At 73.0% G+C, this 16,891-nt stretch carries 14 protein-coding genes and 1 pseudogene; 9 read left to right on the forward strand and 6 right to left on the reverse strand.

Going from position 1 to position 16,891, the window contains the following annotated elements:
• Positions 1–218 precede the first annotated feature (218 nt).
• The gene (locus OG689_RS01780; protein WP_266316923.1) at positions 219–1,385 is read left to right on the forward strand and encodes a damage-control phosphatase ARMT1 family protein; all 1,167 of its coding nucleotides are present in this window, start codon (positions 219–221) and stop codon (positions 1,383–1,385) included.
• 79 nt (positions 1,386–1,464) lie between these two features.
• On the opposite strand, the pseudogene OG689_RS01785 reads toward OG689_RS01780, so the two are convergent.
• A pseudogene (locus OG689_RS01785) lies at positions 1,465–1,695 on the reverse strand (TetR/AcrR family transcriptional regulator); the annotation flags it as partial.
• On the opposite strand from OG689_RS01785, the gene OG689_RS01790 reads away from it, so the two are divergent.
• Entirely contained in the window at positions 1,655–2,092 is a 438-nt protein-coding gene (locus OG689_RS01790; protein WP_266327771.1) for a hypothetical protein, read from the forward strand. The pseudogene OG689_RS01785 and the gene OG689_RS01790 overlap by 41 nt on opposite strands.
• Positions 2,093–2,188: 96 nt before the next feature.
• Here the strand turns inward: OG689_RS01790 and OG689_RS01795 are convergent, their stop codons facing one another.
• Positions 2,189–3,766 (reverse strand): arabinogalactan endo-1,4-beta-galactosidase, encoded by a 1,578-nt coding sequence (locus OG689_RS01795; RefSeq protein WP_266316925.1) that lies wholly within the window; start codon positions 3,764–3,766, stop codon positions 2,189–2,191.
• 137 nt (positions 3,767–3,903) lie between these two features.
• Positions 3,904–6,015: a beta-galactosidase gene (locus OG689_RS01800; protein ID WP_266316927.1), complete on the reverse strand. Its 2,112-nt coding sequence runs from the start codon at positions 6,013–6,015 to the stop codon at positions 3,904–3,906.
• A 221-nt stretch (positions 6,016–6,236) separates the two neighbouring features.
• Here OG689_RS01800 and OG689_RS01805 point away from each other — a divergent pair, with 221 nt between their 5' ends.
• The 4 genes from OG689_RS01805 to OG689_RS01820 all read left to right on the forward strand — a co-directional run bounded on the left by OG689_RS01805 (position 6,237) and on the right by OG689_RS01820 (position 10,560).
• A complete protein-coding gene (locus tag OG689_RS01805) occupies positions 6,237–7,553 on the forward strand; it encodes an ABC transporter substrate-binding protein (RefSeq protein WP_191291552.1) in 1,317 nt (438 codons plus the stop codon).
• Between the two features lie 81 nt (positions 7,554–7,634).
• Entirely contained in the window at positions 7,635–8,549 is a 915-nt protein-coding gene (locus OG689_RS01810; RefSeq protein ID WP_266316930.1) for a carbohydrate ABC transporter permease, read from the forward strand.
• Positions 8,550–8,552: 3 nt separating this feature from the next.
• Positions 8,553–9,458 carry a carbohydrate ABC transporter permease gene (locus OG689_RS01815; RefSeq protein WP_266316931.1) on the forward strand — a complete coding sequence of 302 codons (906 nt, stop codon included), beginning with the start codon at positions 8,553–8,555 and terminating at the stop codon, positions 9,456–9,458.
• 55 nt (positions 9,459–9,513) lie between these two features.
• Positions 9,514–10,560: a LacI family DNA-binding transcriptional regulator gene (locus tag OG689_RS01820; RefSeq protein WP_266316932.1), complete on the forward strand. Its 1,047-nt coding sequence runs from the start codon at positions 9,514–9,516 to the stop codon at positions 10,558–10,560.
• A 60-nt stretch (positions 10,561–10,620) separates the two neighbouring features.
• On the opposite strand, the gene OG689_RS01825 is transcribed toward OG689_RS01820, so the two are convergent.
• Positions 10,621–10,995 carry a carboxymuconolactone decarboxylase family protein gene (locus OG689_RS01825; protein ID WP_266316934.1) on the reverse strand — a complete coding sequence of 125 codons (375 nt, stop codon included), beginning with the start codon at positions 10,993–10,995 and terminating at the stop codon, positions 10,621–10,623.
• A 604-nt stretch (positions 10,996–11,599) separates the two neighbouring features.
• Between OG689_RS01825 and OG689_RS01830 the strand changes: the two genes are divergently transcribed.
• Positions 11,600–12,007, forward strand: a complete 408-nt coding sequence (locus OG689_RS01830; protein ID WP_266316935.1) for a hypothetical protein — start codon at positions 11,600–11,602, stop codon at positions 12,005–12,007.
• Between the two features lie 66 nt (positions 12,008–12,073).
• Here OG689_RS01830 and OG689_RS01835 read toward each other — a convergent pair whose 3' ends face one another.
• Entirely contained in the window at positions 12,074–12,235 is a 162-nt protein-coding gene (locus OG689_RS01835; RefSeq protein ID WP_266316936.1) for a hypothetical protein, read from the reverse strand.
• Positions 12,236–12,586: 351 nt separating this feature from the next.
• Between OG689_RS01835 and OG689_RS01840 the strand changes: the two genes are divergently transcribed.
• Positions 12,587–13,846 carry a chloride channel protein gene (locus OG689_RS01840; RefSeq protein ID WP_266326792.1) on the forward strand — a complete coding sequence of 420 codons (1,260 nt, stop codon included), beginning with the start codon at positions 12,587–12,589 and terminating at the stop codon, positions 13,844–13,846.
• Between the two features lie 61 nt (positions 13,847–13,907).
• Here OG689_RS01840 and OG689_RS01845 read toward each other — a convergent pair whose 3' ends face one another.
• The gene (locus tag OG689_RS01845) at positions 13,908–15,200 is read right to left on the reverse strand and encodes an ROK family transcriptional regulator (RefSeq protein WP_266316937.1); all 1,293 of its coding nucleotides are present in this window, start codon (positions 15,198–15,200) and stop codon (positions 13,908–13,910) included.
• Positions 15,201–15,585: 385 nt separating this feature from the next.
• Between OG689_RS01845 and OG689_RS01850 the strand changes: the two genes are divergently transcribed.
• Positions 15,586–16,890 carry a sugar ABC transporter substrate-binding protein gene (locus OG689_RS01850; RefSeq protein ID WP_266316939.1) on the forward strand — a complete coding sequence of 435 codons (1,305 nt, stop codon included), beginning with the start codon at positions 15,586–15,588 and terminating at the stop codon, positions 16,888–16,890.
• The last annotated feature ends 1 nt before the right edge of the window (position 16,891 follow it).

The following is a 16,891-nucleotide window of genomic DNA, read 5'->3' on the forward strand; positions in this document are numbered from 1 at the left end:
CCGGCACCCGTGCTCCCGGTGACCCGCGCCCTCGGTGTTCTCGATACCCCGCCCGTCGGCGTTCCCGGTACCAGCGCGTCAGGCCGACCGGGTGACCGCACACCTCCGCACCCCGGCCGACCGCCCGCCGGTCCGGTGCCCACCCGCCGGACGGTGCGAGACTGGGCCCCACCCGCGATCCCCGCGCGGCAGCCCCGTACCGAAGGACAGCCACCCACGTGTCACCGGCGCCCACCATCCGCAGCGACGTCCCCGGCTCGTTCCCCTGGAGCGTCTTCCACGAGCGCCACCCGAAGCTCGTCCAGCAGGTGCTCGACGCGCTGCCCTACGGGCCCGCCGAGCGGGCGGCGGTCGAGGAGCTGCTCGCGGAGAGCACCACCGGCCTGCTGCGGCCGCTGACCGACGACGGTGACGACCACGAACTGTGGCTGGAGTGGGGCCGGGACGTCTGGGGCGCGCCGTGGGGCGAGGCGCCGTTCCTCTGGGCCGAGAGCTACTTCTACCGCCGGCTGCTGGCGGCCACCGGCTGGTTCGGGCCGGGCGCCTGGCGGGGTGTCGATCCGTTCGCCCCCTTCAAGGACGCCGAGCTGGCCGGCCCTGCGGTCGACGAGGAGCTCGCCGCCCTGGGCGAGCTGCCGGGGCTCGCGGTGGAGCAGCGGACGGAGGCGCTGCTGGCCTCCTCCCTCTGGGGCAACCGCGCGGACCTCAGCTTCGGTCTCACGGCCACCCCGGTGGAGGGCCGGCCGGCGGGGCTGGTCGCCGACGACAGCCGGCTGCTGCTCGCGGCGCCGGACCCTGCGGTGCGGGCCCTGGTCTGCCTGGTCGCGGACAATGCCGGCCGCGAACTGCTGCCGGACCTCGTCCTGGTCGACCACCTGCTGACCGAGGCCCTGGCCGCCGAGGTCGTGCTGTACGTGAAGCCGTACCCGTACTACGTGTCCGACGCGACCATGGCCGACGTCCTGGCCACGCTGCGGCGGTTGTGCTCATCCCCCGAGCCCGAGGCCGGCCGGATCGGCCTGCGGCTCCGGCAGGCCATGACCACCGGTCGGCTGACGGTCCGCACCCATCCGTTCTTCTGCGCGCCGCTGCCGTACCACGAGATGCCGCCCGATCTGCGGGCCGAGTTCGCCGGCGCGGCGCTGACGATCCTCAAGGGCGATCTCAACTACCGCCGGCTGGTCGGGGACCGACTCTGGCCCGCCATCACGCCGTTCGCCGAGGTTGCCGGCCACTTCCCCTCGCCCGTGGCGGCCTTGCGCACCCTCAAGTCGGACGTGGTGGTGGGCCTGGACGAGCAGGTGGTGGCCGATCTGGACGCCTACGGCACCCCTTGGCGCACCAGCGGCACGCACGCCCTGATCCAGGTGCACGGCACGTCCTGACCACCGAAGGGCGGCTCCGGGCCACTCCGGTGCCGGCAGGTGACAGCTCCCGCCGCGGTCCTGCCCGGCGGCCCGCAGGTCAGCCCGCCGGGCGCGGCAGCACCCCCGCGAGGACGGTGGCGACGGTCCTGCCGAGCGCCTCGCTCTCGGGCTGCGCACCGGCGGCGCCGGCGAAGAGCAGGTGGCCGGCCCCGATCAGAGTGGGGGCGAGGGTGTCGATGTCGGCGTCCGCGGCGATCCGGCCCGCCTCCCGCTCGGCGGCGAGGTACGTGGCGATCATCGTGGTGGCCTCGGCAAGCAGCGGGAGGCCGGCCGACACCTGCGGGCGGAGCCCGGCCGAGGCCGCCGAGGCGTTCGCGGCGGTCTACGACCGGCTCGCGCCCGAATCGCTGGCGGCGCGCGCCTACCGGCTGCCCACGCCCGCCCTGGCGGGGTACTCGACCCTGTTCGACCGGGCCGCCGACGGCATCCGGCAGGCGGGCGCCTTCGGCGAGCCGGAGCAGTGGCGGTTCGACTGGACCCTGCCGTACTCCCGCGACGAATGGCTGGACCAGTTGCCCACCCAGGGCGACCACAGCCGGCTCCCGCCGGCCCGGCTGGCCGAGCTGCTGGCCGGTGTCGGCGCCGCCGTCGACGCCCTGGGCGGCGCGTTCACGATGGAGTACACCGCCGTGGTGGTGACAGCGGCGCTGAGCGGCTACACCTGACGGCGGGGCACAGGGCGCCCGAGCGGACGCGGATCCCGGTCGTGCCCGGCCCGTACGGGGACCGGACCGGGCACGACCGGGCGGGCGTCGGCCCCGTCAGCGGTGGTTCAGCCAACTCATCGCGGCGGTCGGCCGGTTGGCGTAGTCGAACAGGGCCTGGTTCTCCCAGGCGTTGCCCGAGGCGGGATCGGCCGGGTCCCAGCCGTTGCCGGGCACGGCAGTCCAGGCCGGCTCCCAGTAGAAGGCCCCGAGCCCCTTGCCGCCTGGCACGGCCTCGACCACGTTGAGCACGTCGCGCAGCGCGGCGGCCTGGCCGGCCTGGGTGGCCGGGTAGCCGGTCGTCAACTGGGCGGTGGTGGCGAGGTTGTTCTCGAGGGAGTCCTTGTTGTCGAGGGTGAAGGCGTAGGCCGTCTCGGCCACGGCGACCTTCTTGCCGTACCGGGCGGCCATGTCGTCGAGCGTGGTCTGCAGGTCGTTCAGCGGGCCGTGCCAGTAGCTGTAGTAGGAGAGCCCGATGACGTCGAACGGCACGCCGCGCGACACCGCGTTGTCGAAGAAGGTGCGGGCGCCGGCGTCGTCCCCGCCCTTGGCGAGGTGCAGCATGACCTGGGTGGAGGAGCTGACGGCCTTCGCGGCCGCGGCGCCCTGGGTGAGGAAGGAGGCCAGGTTGGTCCAGTTGGCGGTGGAGCCCTCCGGCCAGAGCATGCCGCCGTTGATCTCGTTGCCGATCTGCACCATGTCGGCGGTGGTGCCCTGCGCCTTGAGGGCGTTCAGCACGTCGTAGGTGTGGTTGTACACGGCGGTGCCGAGCTGGGTGGCGGTGTACGAGGCCCAGGGCGAGGGCTTGGTCTGGGCGCCCGGGTCGGCCCAGACGTCGGAGTAGTGGAAGTCGATGAGGATCTTCATGCCGAGTGCCTTGGCGCGGGCGGCCATGGTCAGCACCCTGGCCTTGGAGTTGTAGCCGTCGGCGGGGTCGACCCAGACCTTCAGCCGGGCGTAGTTGGCGCCGGCCGCGTGCAGGACGGTCAGGGCGTCGGCGGCGGTGCCGTCGGCGTAGGCGTAGGTGCCGCCCTTGTCCTCGCTCTTCTTCAGGGTGGAGACGTCGACGCCGCGGGCGGCCACTCCGGTGCTGCCCAAGGTCAGCGTGATTTCGTCGACGTTCAGCCAGTTCCCGGCGTTGGCATCGGAGTTGACGCTGATCGTGCACTGGCCGTTGGTCACCGAGACGGGCGTGACCAGTCGGATCCAGCCGCCGTTCGGGGTGACCGGGAGGTCGGTGCGCTGTTCGGCCCCGCCGCAGCCCTTCAGTGCGAGGTAGGCGGCGTTCTGCCCGCCGCTGGAGCGGACCCAGGCGGTCAGCGTGTAGCTGCCGTTGGTGAGGCCGGAGAGGTACTGGTAGGTCTCGACCTTGTAGGCGGTGGCCGACCAGTGCGTGAGCCGGTAGGACCCGCCGTGGCCGCCGGCCTCTGTGTACGAGGCGGCGTTCTGGCCGCCGGCGGAGTAGGTGGACCATCCGGTGGGGGTCGCGGTGCCGGCGCCGCCGGTCTCGAAGCCGGGGTTGGTGACGGTGACGGCCGCCTGTGCGGAGGTGGTGGGGAGCGCGACCGTGGTGGCGGCGGCGATCACGAGCGAGGCGGCGCTGCTGGCGAGCAGGCGCCTGGTTCCCTGGGGCATCGTCGTCCTTGGCGATGAGGTGGGGTGGGGGAGGTGGAGCCGTGGGGGTGCGGCCCGGCGGCCGTACGCTGGGGAGACGGCCGCCGGGCCGGGGCGGGGCACCTGCCCGGACCGACCCTCGGCGGGCCGGGCAGAAGTCAGAGCCGGACGACGCGGGTGGTGCCCGCGGGGACGTCCAGGGTGCCGGACACGGGTGCGCCGGTGAGCAGTTCGACGCCGTCGCCGGGAAGCGGGACGCGGGCGTCGGCGCCGCTGTGGTTGACGGCGAAGAGGTACCGGCCGTGTGCACCGGCCCGTTCCACCACCTCGACGTCGCGGGGCAGTTCGCGCTCCGGCAGGCCTGCCTCGGCGGCCGCCCGGGCGAGCACGCTGTCAAGGCCGGCGGCGTCCAGGCGGCTGGAGACGTACCAGGCCGAGCCGGCGCCGAGGGCGTGGCGGGTCACGGCGGCGTGCCCGGCGGCCGGTCCGTCGGCGTACCGCCAGAGGGTCTCGGCGCCGCGCGGCACGACGAACTCCGACCACACGTCACCGGTCAGTTCGGCCCCGTCACCGGTCAGTTCGGCCCCGTCGCCGGTCGGTTCGGCCCCGTCCCCGTCGCCGGTGAGCCTGACCCGCTGGCCGGCCCGCAGCGGTGCGAACTCCTCGACCGTGAGGCCGAGGACCTCGCGCAGCGCGCCGGGGTGCGGGCCCGGGTGCACGGCGTCGTGCTCGTCGACGATGCCGGAGAAGCAGGAGACCACCAGGGTGCCGCCGTTCTCCACGTAGCGGCGCAGGTTGCGGGAGGCGGCCTCGGTCATCAGGTACAGGGCGGGGACGAGCACCAGCGGGTACCCGGCGAGATCGGCCTCGGGGTGGGCGAAGTCGACGGTGAGGTGGCGGTCATAGGCGGCCGCGTACCAGCTGTCGGCCCGCTCGCGGGCGTCCAGGTCGACGCTGGGCCGCCACTCCAGCCTCTGCGCCCACCAGGACTGCCAGTCCCACAGGACGGCGGCGTCCGCGACCACCCTGCTGTCCCGGACCTCGCCCAGCGAGCCGAGCGCGGAGCCGAGTTCGACCACCTCGCGCCAGATCCGGCTGTCGGTGCCCGCGTGCGGGAGCATCGCGGAGTGGAACTTCTCGGCGCCGTGCCGGGAGGCCCGCCACTGGAAGAACATCGCGCCGTCGGAGCCGCGCGCGACGTGGGCGAGGCTGTTGCGGGCCATCTCGCCGGGTTGCTTGGCGAGGTTGCGGGGCTGCCAGTTGACCGCGCCGGTGGAGTGCTCCAGCAACAGCCAGGGCCGGCCGCCGGCGACCGAGCGGGTGAGGTCGGCGGACATCGCGAGGTTGATGTGGTTCCGCTCGCCCTCGGCGACCAGGTAGTGGTCGTTGGCGACCAGGTCGACCTCGCGGCCCCAGGCCCAGTAGTCGAGGGATTCGCACTGGGAGAGCGCGGTCATGAAGTTGGTGGTGACCGGGATGCCGGGGGCCAGGCGGTGCAGGATGTCCCGCTCGCGCCGGAAGTTGTCCAGCAGCGCGTCGCTGGTGAAGCGGGCCCAGTCGAGCTGCTGGGCGGGGTTGCCGGCGGTGGGGGTGAGCCGGGGCGGGCGGATGTCGTCCCAGCTGGTGTAGTGCTGGCCCCAGAAGGTGGTGCCCCAGGCCTCGTTGAGCTGCTTGAGGGTGGTGTACCGCTCGGTGAGCCAGCGGCGGAAGTGCTCGGCGGAGGTCTCGCACCAGCAGGCGCTGACCGGCACGCCGTACTCGTTGTGGACGTGCCACAGGGCGACGGCGGGGTGCTTGCCGTAGCGCCGGGCGAGTTGCTCGGTGATCGAGGCGGCGGCCTGCTGGTAGGCGGGCGAGCTGTGGCAGATGGCGCCGCGTGAGCCGAACTCGTACCGGACGCCTTCGCGGTTGACCGGCAGCGCCTCGGGGTGGTCGCGGTAGAACCAGGCCGGGGGCACCACGGTGGGGGTGCCGAGGTCGACCCGGATCCCGTTCGCGTGCAGCAGGTCGAGCAGCCGGTCGAGCCAGCCGAAGTCGTACGCGCCGCGTTCGGTCTCCAGCAGGGCCCAGGAGAAGATCCCGACGCTGACCATGGTGACGCCGGCCTCGCGCATCAGCCGGACGTCCTCCGGCCAGACCTCCTCCGGCCACTGCTCGGGGTTGTAGTCCCCGCCGTAGGCGAGCGTCTCCAGCCCGACGGGCCGGCGGGGCCGGTCCAAGGGCCCGGCGGCCGCCTCCGGGGTGTTGTCGCGGGTCAGCGGGTGTTCCATGGATGCTCCATCGGGAAGAACTGTGAACGTACACAGCCTTGGGCGCTCTGTGTTTCGGCAACATAACCGTATGAGGCTGGGGATTGACAAGTATCCGCTGCGTTTCCGTACTGTGAACGTGCACAGCGACGGTCGTGGCCCCGGGAGCACCGGAGGCCACCTCCCGTACGTCGTGCCCCCCACCCTTCCCCGCTCCCCCAGCCGTGATCCCGGGAGGATCCATGCCCCGTCGCCTTGCCCTCGCCACGGCCGCCACGCTCTGCGCCGCGCTCGCGCTGACCGCCTGCGGAAGCAGCGGCAGCGGCTCCGACGCCGCCGGGCCCGCCGCCGGGCCGGTCAAGCTGACCTTCTGGTCCTGGACGCCGAACATGGACAAGGTGGCCGCGATCTGGAACGCCGCGCACCCGGACATCCAGGTCAGCGTCCAGAAGCAGGCCTCCGGCGACGACCTGGTCACCAAGACCATCACCGCCGCCAAGGCCGGAAACGCCCCCGACCTGCTCCAGGCCGAGTACCAGGCCCTGCCCACCCTGGTCAGCAACGACGTGCTCGCCGACATCGCCAAGGAGACGGCGGGCGTCAAGGACAAGTTCGCCGCCGGGGTCTGGCAGCAGGTCACGCTCGGCTCGGACGCCGTGTACGCCGTCCCCGAGGACACCGCGCCGCTCGCCCTCTACTACCGGCAGGACCTCTTCCAGCAGTACGGGCTGAAGGTGCCCACCACCTGGGCCGAGTTCGCCGACGCCGCCCGGCAGCTCAAGCAGAAGGACCCGGCCAAGGCCCTCACCACCTTCTCGGCCAACGACTCCGGCCTGTTCGCCGGCCTGGCCCAGCAGGCCGGCGCCAAGTGGTGGACCGCCTCCGGCGAGACCTGGAAGGTCGGCATCGACGACGCCGCGAGCAAGAAGGTCGCCGACTTCTGGGGCGGCCTGGTGAAGGAGGGGGCGATCGACAACCAGCCGATGTACACCCCGGCCTGGAGCAAGGCGCTGAACGACGGCAGCCAGATCGCCTGGGTCTCCGCCGTCTGGGCACCCGGCGTCTTCACCTCCTCCGCCCCCGACACCAAGGGCAAGTGGGCGATCGCCCCGCTCCCGCAGTGGAACGCCGGGGAGTCCGTGACCGGCAGCTGGGGCGGCTCCACCACGGGCGTCACCACCGGCGCCGCGAAGGCCGGCCACGGCGCCGCCGCCGCGCAGTTCGCCGGCTGGCTGAACACCGACCCGGAGGCCGTCGCCGCGCTGGTCAAGGAGGCCGGCATCTACCCGGCCGCGACCGCCGCCCAGAGCGGCGGCGCGCTCGCCACCGCGCCGGAGTTCTTCGCCAACCAGGCGGACTTCTACACCCAGGCCGCCGCGATCGCGAAGAACACCGCCCCCGCCGCCTGGGGCCCCAACGTCAACGTCGCCTACTCCACCTTCAAGGACGCCTTCGGCAAGGCCGCCCAGGACAAGGGCGACTTCTCCGCCGCGCTGACCGCCATGCAGCAGGCCACCGTCGCCGACCTGAAGAAGAACGGCTTCAAGACCGAGGGCTGACCGCCCGCCAGCCCGGCCCGGGGGCCCCGCCGCACGGCGCGGCCCCCGGGCGCCGATCCCCCCCGACTCCCTAGGACCGCCATGGCGTCCCACCAGCCCCGCCCGTCCCGGCGCCTCGCCCCGTACGCCTTCCTCACGCCGGCCGTCATCCTGTTCACGCTCTTCTTCGCGGTGCCGATCGGCTACGCCCTCCACCTGAGCTTCCGCGCCGTCCAGGTCAAGGGCCTGGGCCTCGGCTCGCACGCCCGCACCGAGGTCTGGGCGGGCCTGTCCAACTACACCTCCGCCCTCGGCGACCCGGAGCTGCTGGCCGGCGCCGGCCGCACCCTGCTGTACGGCGGGCTGCTCGTCCCGGCCATGCTCGGCGGGGCGCTGCTGCTCGCCCTGCTGCTGGACACCCCCCGGGTCCGGCTCGGCACCTTCTCCCGGCTCGCGATCTTCCTGCCGTACGCCGTGCCCGGCATCGTCGCCTCACTGCTCTGGGGCTTCCTCTACCTGCCGACCGTCAGCCCCGGCTACTTCCTGCTGGACAAGGCCGGCATCGGCGGGCCGGACCTGCTGCACGGCAACGGACTGTTCGTGGCGCTCGCCAACATCGCGGTCTGGGGCGGCACCGGCTTCAACATGATCGTGATCTACACCTCGCTGCGGGCCATCCCGGTCGAGCTGTACGAGGCGGCCCGCCTCGACGGCGCCTCCGAGCTGCAGATCGCCCTGCGGATCAAGATCCCGATGGTGCTGCCCTCGCTGGTGCTCACCTTCTTCTTCTCGATGATCGCCACCCTGCAGGTGTTCAGCGAGCCGATGACCCTCAAGCCCCTGACCAACAGCATGAGTTCGACCTGGAGCCCGCTGATGAAGGTCTACCGCGACGCCTTCGTCCAGGGGGACATCCACTCCGCCGCCGCCACCTCGGTGGTCGTCGCGGCCGCGACGCTGGTCCTGTCCTTCGGCTTCCTCAAGCTGGTCAACAAGCGCTCCGACGGAGGCAGCTGAGCCATGAGCACCACCCTGACCCCCCGCCGCCGCACCGCCCCCGCACCGGGCACCACCCCCGGCAACGCCGTCGCCCCGCCCCGCCGCACGGCCTGGATCCCCACCCTGCTCCTGCTGCTCGGCGCGGTCTACTGCCTGATCCCGATCCTCTGGGTGGTGACGGCCGCCACCAAGAGCAGCGGCGAGCTGTTCACCACCTTCACCTTCTCCCCCGGCAGCGGCTTCTTCGACAACCTGGCCGAACTCTCCGCCTACCGCGGCGGCGTCTACTGGCGGTGGATGGCCAACTCGGCCCTGTACGCGGGCATCGGCGCCCTGCTGTCGGCTGCGCTCTCCGGCGTCACGGGCTACGCGCTCGCCAAGTACCGGTTCCGGGGGCGTACCGCGATCTTCAACATCCTGCTGGCCGGCGTGCTGATGCCCCCGATCACGCTGGCCGTCCCGCAGTACCTGCTGATGGCCCAGGCCGGCCTGGCGGACAGTTACTGGTCGGTGCTGCTGCCCAGCATCGTCAGCCCGTACGGCATCTACCTGGCGCGGATCTACGCCGCCGCCGCGATCCCCGACGAGGTGGTCGAGGCCGCCCGGGTGGACGGCGCGAAGGAGTTCCGGCTGTTCCGCAGCGTGGCGCTGCCGATGATGGTGCCCGGACTGGTCACCGTCTTCCTGTTCCAGTTCGTGGCGATCTGGAACAACTTCCTGCTCCCCTACATCATGCTCGGCGACGACCACCGGTTCCCGGTCACGGTCGGCCTGTACTCGCTGCTCCAGCAGGGGGCGAACGCCCCCGCGCTGTACACCCTGGTGATCACCGGCGCGCTGCTGTCGGTGATCCCGCTGATCCTGCTCTTCCTCGGACTCCAGCGCTACTGGCGCATCGATCTGCTCTCCGGGGCCGTAAAGTCCTGACCGTCCGCCACTGCCGCGCTTGTCGGCAGCTCCCCCGCAAGGAACGCTTAGCACCATGACGGAACCAGCACCCCACGGTCGGCCCGCCGGCAAGCCCCGGCGCGCACCGACCATCCATGACGTCGCCGCGGTCGCGGGTGTCTCGCGCGGCACCGTGTCGCGGGTGCTGCAGGGCGGGCACAACGTCAGCCCGGCCTCGATGGAGGCGGTGAACGCGGCGATCGGCAAGCTCGGGTACGTGGTCAACCGGCACGCCCGCAACCTGGTCACCCAGCGGTCCAACTCGGTGGCGTTCCTGCTCACCGAGCCGCAGGAGCGCTTCTTCGAGGACCCCAACTTCACCACCCTGCTGCGGGGTTGCACGGCCGCCCTGGGCGAGCACGACATCCCGCTGCTGCTGATGACGGCGGGCGACGAGGCGGAACGCCGCCGGGTGGTGCGCTACCTGGCCGCCGGCCACGTGGACGGGGTGCTGCTGGTCTCCTCGCACCGCGGCAACCCGATGATCGAGCACCTGCGGGAGGCCGAGATCCCGATGGTCTCCTGCGGCAAGCCGCTCGGCCAGCGCGGCCGGGTCGCGTACGTCGCGGCCGACGACCGGGAGGGGGCCAAGGACATGGTGCGCCACCTGATCGAGTCCGGCCGCGGCCGGGTCGCCACCGTCGCCGGCCCGCAGGACACCCCCGGCGGGGTCGAGCGGCTGCAGGGCTACCGCGAGGTGCTGGACGAGTACGGCATCGCCTTCGACGAGAGCCTGGTGGCGTACGGGGACTACAGCCGGGCCGGCGGCGAGCAGGCCACCGACCGGCTGCTGGCCGCGGCGCCCGGCCTGGACGCGCTCTTCGTCGCCTCGGACCTGATGGCCGACGGCGCCCTGGCCGCCCTGGACCGGGCCGGCCGCAGCGTCCCCGGGGACGTCGCGGTCGGCGGCTTCGACGACTCGCCGGCCGCCCTGACCACCCGCCCGGCGCTCACCACCGTCCGCCAGCCCTGGGACCGGATCAGCCACGAGATGGTCCGGCTGCTGCTGGCCCAGATCGCGGGCGAGACCCAGCCGACGGTGATCCTCCCGACCGAGCTGGTGATCCGCGACTCGGCCTGAGGGCCAGGCCCGGGGCCGGCCGTCCCGGGGCCCCGGTGCGTCCGGGGCCGCCAGGGCCTCTCAGTCGAGGCCCGGGCCCGGCGTCGGCTCCGGTGTCGGCTCGGGCGTGAGAAGCGTGACGCCGAGCGCCTCCTCCATGCTCCGGGCGGCCGCGACGATGCGAGCGGTGCCCACCAGCGGGGCCAGGGCCACCAGCACCCCGCGGACCCGCTCCGGCGGGATGCCGCTCTCCCGGGCGGCGGCGACGTTCAGCAGATAGGAGTCGGGCGCGGCTCCCATCGCGACCAGGGCAGCGATCCGGACCAGGAGGTAGCTCTCCTCCTCCAGGCCCGATGCTTCGAAGGCGCCCAGCGTCATCCCGGTGAGGACTTCCAGCAGCGGCGGCACGGACTCCGCGGCCTGTCCCGGAGCACCGCTCGCGTCGAAGGCTGCCATCTCGCTCGTTCCTCTCGTCGGGTGCGCCGGCCGGGCGCCGCACTTGTCGACCACCTCGGGCGCGTGGCGCGGGACCGGGCCGGTGACGTGCGGATCCGTCCCTCCCGACACCGTCTCACGCGGCACCCACCACCGGCCCGTCGTACGCGCCCGAGCACGCGCCCGAGCCGCGCCCGCACCCGCACCCGCACCCGCACCCGCACCCGGCGGAGCAATCCGTCCGGGCAGGAAGCGCGTCAGGAACCCGGCCTGCCACCGCGGGTGCCGGGCGCCGCCGCCGTCGGCCCCCGCCCGCACCGACCAGGACGCTGGTCATGGCGTCCAGCGGCGGAAGCCTGCACGATGGGTCGGTGCCGAAGAATCCGCCGCCCATCCATCGCTCGCCGCGTCAGCGACCGAACGACCACGCAGGGGCCCGCCGGCCGCGGTCGACCGGCTTGACGGTCCGCCACCGCGCGGGACCCGCCCACGCTGCAGGGGAGGGCGAGAACCCGGCCGGCGGCCCGCCGGCCGACTCCCCGGACGCGGCGCCGGCCCACGGCCGCCGCCTCGGCACGCCCTCCGGGCAGTTCCCGTCCGCCCCGTCGACCCCGTCGCTCCGGTCATGACGCCTGTCCCCGTGCTGCCCGCAGGGGCCGCCTGGTACGACACGGGCAGCACGGTCTTCCGCTACGCCGCCCGGGCCGACGGACGCTGGTGGGTCCTGCGGCTCAACGACTTCCCTGAGCATCCCCTCTTCACCCTGTTCGTCGACGCAGCGGTCGTCGGTGACATCGACGACCTCCCCGCCGCCTGGCGGCTGACACCACGGGCGGCGCTCCCCGTTCTCGACGCGCCGGACCGTGCCGAGATGCTGCGCCTCATGAGCGGTCTCGGCCCCTACGGTGCGGAGGCCGGCACGCCGTGCACGGGTGACTGGTGCACCTGCAGCCTCCTCACCGACGACTACGCCGCCCGGCCGAGCACCTCGCCAGGGGATTCCGTGGAGGACACCGGGTCGGCGCCTTCGTGAGCGGACTCCCTCCGAAGGCGGGCGCCCCGAGCCCCGAGGTCCGGACCACCCGGTATGCCGGAATGCTCAGTGGAACCAGCAGTGGAGGTTGCCTCCCGTGGCTGCGGCGCTCGTGGCGAGCCGTGCGACTGCTCTTACCAGGGCCGGGGGATCGTCGTCGGTCATCTCGTCGCCGTCCTCACGGCGGAGCCGCTCGGCCCAGCGGGCCGCGAGTTGCTCCAACTCCACCGGCCGGGCCGACGCGCCACCGGAACACCTCGCACGCCCAGCACACGAGCCCGCGTACGGGGACGGCGCTCACCCGGCACGGCGCCGCCGGACGGACGAATACGGCCGATCGCGCGGACTTGCTGCCATCATCGGAAAGGGCCCGGCCGGTCGCCGGCCACGCCGGGCGCCCGCCGCCCGGGTCCTCCCCACGCCAAGCCCCAGCCACCGCATCCCCGTCGAGCGCCGGCACCCACCGGCGGGACGGCACCGAGGAGCACCTTGACGTCACCGAACGGGCCGGCCGCGGACCCTGCCGCCGCCGCCCTCCTCGCGGACCCCTTCGGCCCGCTGCGGAGCAGGGGCTATCTGATGCTCCTGGTCGTGGCCGCCGTCCTCGGCGTCGTCCTGTCGGCGGGTGCGTACGGCTTCCTCCGGGCGGTCACCGAGCTCCAGGACGCGGTGTACACGGACCTGCCGAAGGCCCTCGGCTTCGACGGGGCACCGGTGTGGTGGCCGCTCCCCCTCCTCGGGGTGGCCGGTGTCCTGGTCGCACTGACGGTCCGGTACCTGCCGGGCAACGGCGGACACCAGCCGGCCGAGGGGCTGAACACCAAGGGCGCGCCGCCGGCGGCGGACCTCCCGGGCATCCTGCTGGCGGCGATGTTCTCCCTCGGCCTCGGCGCGGTCGTCGGCCCGGAGGCCCCGCTCATCGCGCTCGGCGGCGGCATCGCGCTGTACCTGTTCCGGCTGATCAGGCCCGACGCCGACAAGACGACCCAGGCGGTGGTGGCGGCCTCCGGCAGTTTCGCCGCCATCAGCGCCCTGCTCGGCTCGCCACTGCTCGGGGCGTTCCTGCTGATGGAGGCGTCCGGCCTCGGCGGGCCGATGCTCGGCATCGTGCTGTTGCCGGGCCTGCTGGCCTCAGGTGTCGGCTCGCTGGTCTTCACCGGCATCGGCTCCTGGACCGGGGTGGGCAACGGCTCGCTGGTGATCCCGAGCCTGCCCGAGGTGAGCCGGCCCGATCTGGGCCAGTTCGGCTGGGCGCTGGTGATCGGTGTCGCCTCGGCCTTCCTCGGCATCGGGATCCAGCGGACGGCGCTGCGTCTGCAGGAGCGGGTGAACGGCTCCCGGCTGTTCTGGACGCCGGTGATGGGCCTGGTCACGGCCGGGGTGGCGATCGCCTACGCCGAGGGGACCGGCAAGGACTTCTCCGAGGTGCTGTTCTCCGGCCAGAGCGAGCTGCCACAGCTCCTGCTGCACACGGACAGCTACACCGCGGGCGCGCTGGTCCTGCTGGTCGCCTGCAAGAGCATCGGCTACTGCGTCTGCCTCTCGGCGTTCCGCGGCGGGCCGATCTTCCCGGCTCTGTTCATCGGCGCGGCCGGCGGGATCGCCCTCTCCCACCTGCCCGGGCTCCCGTTCGTGACCGGCGCCGCGATGGGCATGGGGGCGATGTCGGTGGCGCTGCTGCGGCTGCCGATGACCGCCGTCCTGCTCGCCACGCTGCTGCTCGGAGCGGACGGGGTGACGGTGATGCCGCTGGTGATCGTGGCCGTGGTGGTGTGTCACGTCACCGCGTCCAGGCTGGTCCCGCCCCCGGCCAAAAAGCCGGTGCCCGCCCAGGCCTGACGGAGCCCCGGCCTGACGGAGCCCCGGCCGGGCCCGCGGCGCGCCGGGCGGCGCCGTCCGGCTACACCTGCTCCGCGCCCGGCTCCTCGTGGGTGATCGTCGCCCGTACCCGGACCCCGGAGGGGTCGTTGAAGAGCGGTTCGAGGGTGAGCTGCGCACCGCCCTGGGCCGCGTTGGAGAGTCCGAGCGTCGAGGCGGCCACCACCACCCGCGGCGCGGCGGGCGAGATCCGGCGCGCGTCGACGAGTTGCTGCGCCTCGTCCACCAGGTACCGGCCGAAGACCGCGAAGTACCCGCCGAGGACGATCCGCGAGGGGTTCAGCACGTCCACCAGGACGCTGAGGCCGAGCGAGAGGTCGGCGGCGATCACGGCCAGCGCGGCGAGGGTGCGCGGCTCGCCCGCCTCGGCCCGGGCGAGCAGTTCGTCCAGGCGCTCGGCCAGGTCGACCGAGCGGTCGTGCACCCGGTCGGCGGGATCCGCGGCCGCGTCCAGGAAGGCCTGGAGTCCGACGGCCACCTCCCAGCAGCCGGTCCGCCCGCAGGCGCAGGGCCGGTCGAGGCGGTCGAGCTTCATGTGCCCGATCTCCGAGCCGCTCAGCAGCGTGCCCCCGGAGATGCTGGCCCCGCCGACGCCGATCCCGCCGCTGACGTACACCAGCTCGTGGATGTCGGTGCCCCGGGCGGCCACGTACTCCGCGAGGGCGCCGGACGCCGCGTCGTTCTCGACCAGGACGGGCGGGCAGCCGGGCCCGAGCAGGGCGCGCAGTTCGTCGGCGACCCGGACGTCGTGCCAGCCGAAGTTGGTCGCCACCCGGACCGTCCCGGAGGCGGCGTCCACCGAGCCCTGGCTGACCAGGGTGACGCCGACGGTGCCCATCCCGCGCTTCTCCACCGCGCGTAGGCTCTCGGTGACCAGTTCGGCGACCGCGGTCAGGGCGGCGCGCGGCGGCAGGGAGGCCACGTCGAGGGCCCGGCGACCCTCGTGGACGACGGCGCCGCGCAGGTTCACCGCCGTCACGGTGATGTGGTCGACCCCGATCTCGGCGCCGATCCCGCAGATCCAGCGGCCGTCGAGGTCGACCATCCGGTGCGGGCGGCCGACCGCGCCGGCTCGGTCCAGCTCGCCCTCGCGCACCAGTCCGCGCTGGATCAGGTCGGCGACCAGGACGGAGACGGTCGCCTTGGGCAGGCCGGTGGAGCTGGCGATCCGGGTCCGCGACTGCTCGCCGTTCTCGCGCAGATGGCGCAGGACGACGCCCAGGTTGTTCCGGCGCAGGGACGCCTTGTCGGCGGCCTCCGGGTAGCTGGACTTCCCGCCACCGTTGCGCGTGGTGCTCCGCTGCTCCTGCCGCACGTGTTCTCCTCCTGCTGGGCCCGCGACCACTCTGGCCGTCCCCCTCGGGTGCTTCAAGACCGTCCGGGCGCTCCCCGTCCCGGCCACGCCGGCCCAGGGTGTCGGGCCTCGCACACGAGCCATATTAGTTGGTGCAGTACGTAAAATAACCCCTGGCCTGGGCCTGACACAACGGAACACCAGAAGTCGGCCACCGAGGCCCGCCGGACGAGGCCCAGCAGTGCCCCCGGCGTGATCACCGCTGGAGATTCGTTCCTCCGAACCTCTTGACGATCCTGCCTTTAATTCACACACTAGCTCAACTAAAGGCCCAGTACGTTCCGTGGCCCCACCCCCGTGCAGCAGCCGCCGAGCGTCCGGCGGCGATCCGAGAGGACCTTCCCCCATGAAGAACCGCGCGTTCAGAACCGTCACCCTCGCCGTGGCGATCGCCTCGCTGGCCGGCACCGCCGCCTGCGGCTCCGGCGGGTCGGCCGGGTCCACGGACAAGGCGTCCGGTCCGGTGAAGATCGAGTTCTGGGGCTGGGCCCCCGGCTACGAGAAGTCGGTGGAGCTCTTCAACTCATCCCACCCGGGCATCCAGGTCACCTACAGCAAGATCTCGCCCGGCTCCAAGGGCGGCTACACCAAGATGCTCAGCGCGGTGAAGGCGGGCAACGCGCCGTGTGTGGGGTCGGTCGGCTTCGAGACGCTGCCGACGTTCGCCGCGGCCGGGGCGCTGCAGGACGCCACTGCCGCCGCCCCCTACGCCAAGGAGTACGCCCCCTCGGCCTTCGCGCAGTCCGGGGTCGCCGGGCACACCTACGGCCTGCCCGTGGACATCGCCCCGATGGGCCTGATCTACCGCAAGGACCTGTTCGCCAAGTACGGGATCACCACCGCGCCGAAGACCTGGGACGAGTACGCCGCCGACGCCGCCCTCATCCACGCCGCCGACCCCAACGCCTACATCGGCTACTTCGGCAACGACGCCTACAACTTCGCCGGACTCGCCGCCCAGGCCGGCGCCAAGTGGTTCGGCACCAGCGGCGACAAGTGGACGGTCGACGTGAACGACCCCGCGACGAAGAAGGTCACCGCCTTCTGGCAGGGCCTGATCGACAAGAAGCTGGTCAAGGTGGTGCCGAGCTTCGACACCGCGCTCTACAAGGGCATGGGCGAGGGCACCATCCTCTCCGACGTCAACGCCGTGTGGGACACCCCGATCCTCGCCGACAGCGTCAAGCAGACCACCGGCAACTGGGCGGTCGCCCCGATGCCGGTCTGGGACACCGCCAAGCCCGCCTCCGGCAACGCCGGCGGCACCCCCAACGCCGTGCTCAAGGGCTGCGCCCACGTCAAGGAGGCCGTCGAGTTCTCGCACTGGTTCGGCACCGACCAGGCCAGCGTGACCAACCTGATCAAGGCCACCGGCATCTACCCCGCCGCGCTGTCCGCGCTCGACAACCCGGCCCTCACCGAGCCGGACCCGTTCTACGGCGGCCAGAAGATCTTCGACGTGTTCAAGGAGAGCGCCGCCCGGGTCGACCCGAGCTTCCAGTGGGGCCCGGTGATGACCAAGACCTCCGGCGCGCTCGGCGACGGCCTCGGCAAGGCCGGCGCCGGCAGCACCAGCCTGGACGCGGCGCTGTCCGACACCCAGGCCCAGACCGTGTCCGAGATGAAGACCCAGGGCATGGAAATCGGCTGAC

The organism is Kitasatospora sp. NBC_00240, from assembly GCF_026342405.1.
Taxonomy (GTDB): Bacteria; Actinomycetota; Actinomycetes; order Streptomycetales; family Streptomycetaceae; genus Kitasatospora.

Coding starts and splice junctions, on each gene's coding strand:
- OG689_RS01795 (WP_266316925.1), bottom strand. CDS start 3,766: ATGCCCCAGGGAACCAGGCGCCTGCTCGCCAGCAGCGCCGCCTCGCTC.
- OG689_RS01800 (WP_266316927.1), bottom strand. CDS start 6,015: ATGGAACACCCGCTGACCCGCGACAACACCCCGGAGGCGGCCGCCGGG.
- OG689_RS01805 (WP_191291552.1), top strand. CDS start 6,237: ATGCCCCGTCGCCTTGCCCTCGCCACGGCCGCCACGCTCTGCGCCGCG.
- OG689_RS01810 (WP_266316930.1), top strand. CDS start 7,635: ATGGCGTCCCACCAGCCCCGCCCGTCCCGGCGCCTCGCCCCGTACGCC.
- OG689_RS01815 (WP_266316931.1), top strand. CDS start 8,553: ATGAGCACCACCCTGACCCCCCGCCGCCGCACCGCCCCCGCACCGGGC.
- OG689_RS01820 (WP_266316932.1), top strand. CDS start 9,514: ATGACGGAACCAGCACCCCACGGTCGGCCCGCCGGCAAGCCCCGGCGC.
- OG689_RS01825 (WP_266316934.1), bottom strand. CDS start 10,995: ATGGCAGCCTTCGACGCGAGCGGTGCTCCGGGACAGGCCGCGGAGTCC.
- OG689_RS01830 (WP_266316935.1), top strand. CDS start 11,600: ATGACGCCTGTCCCCGTGCTGCCCGCAGGGGCCGCCTGGTACGACACG.
- OG689_RS01840 (WP_266326792.1), top strand. CDS start 12,587: ATGCTCCTGGTCGTGGCCGCCGTCCTCGGCGTCGTCCTGTCGGCGGGT.
- OG689_RS01850 (WP_266316939.1), top strand. CDS start 15,586: ATGAAGAACCGCGCGTTCAGAACCGTCACCCTCGCCGTGGCGATCGCC.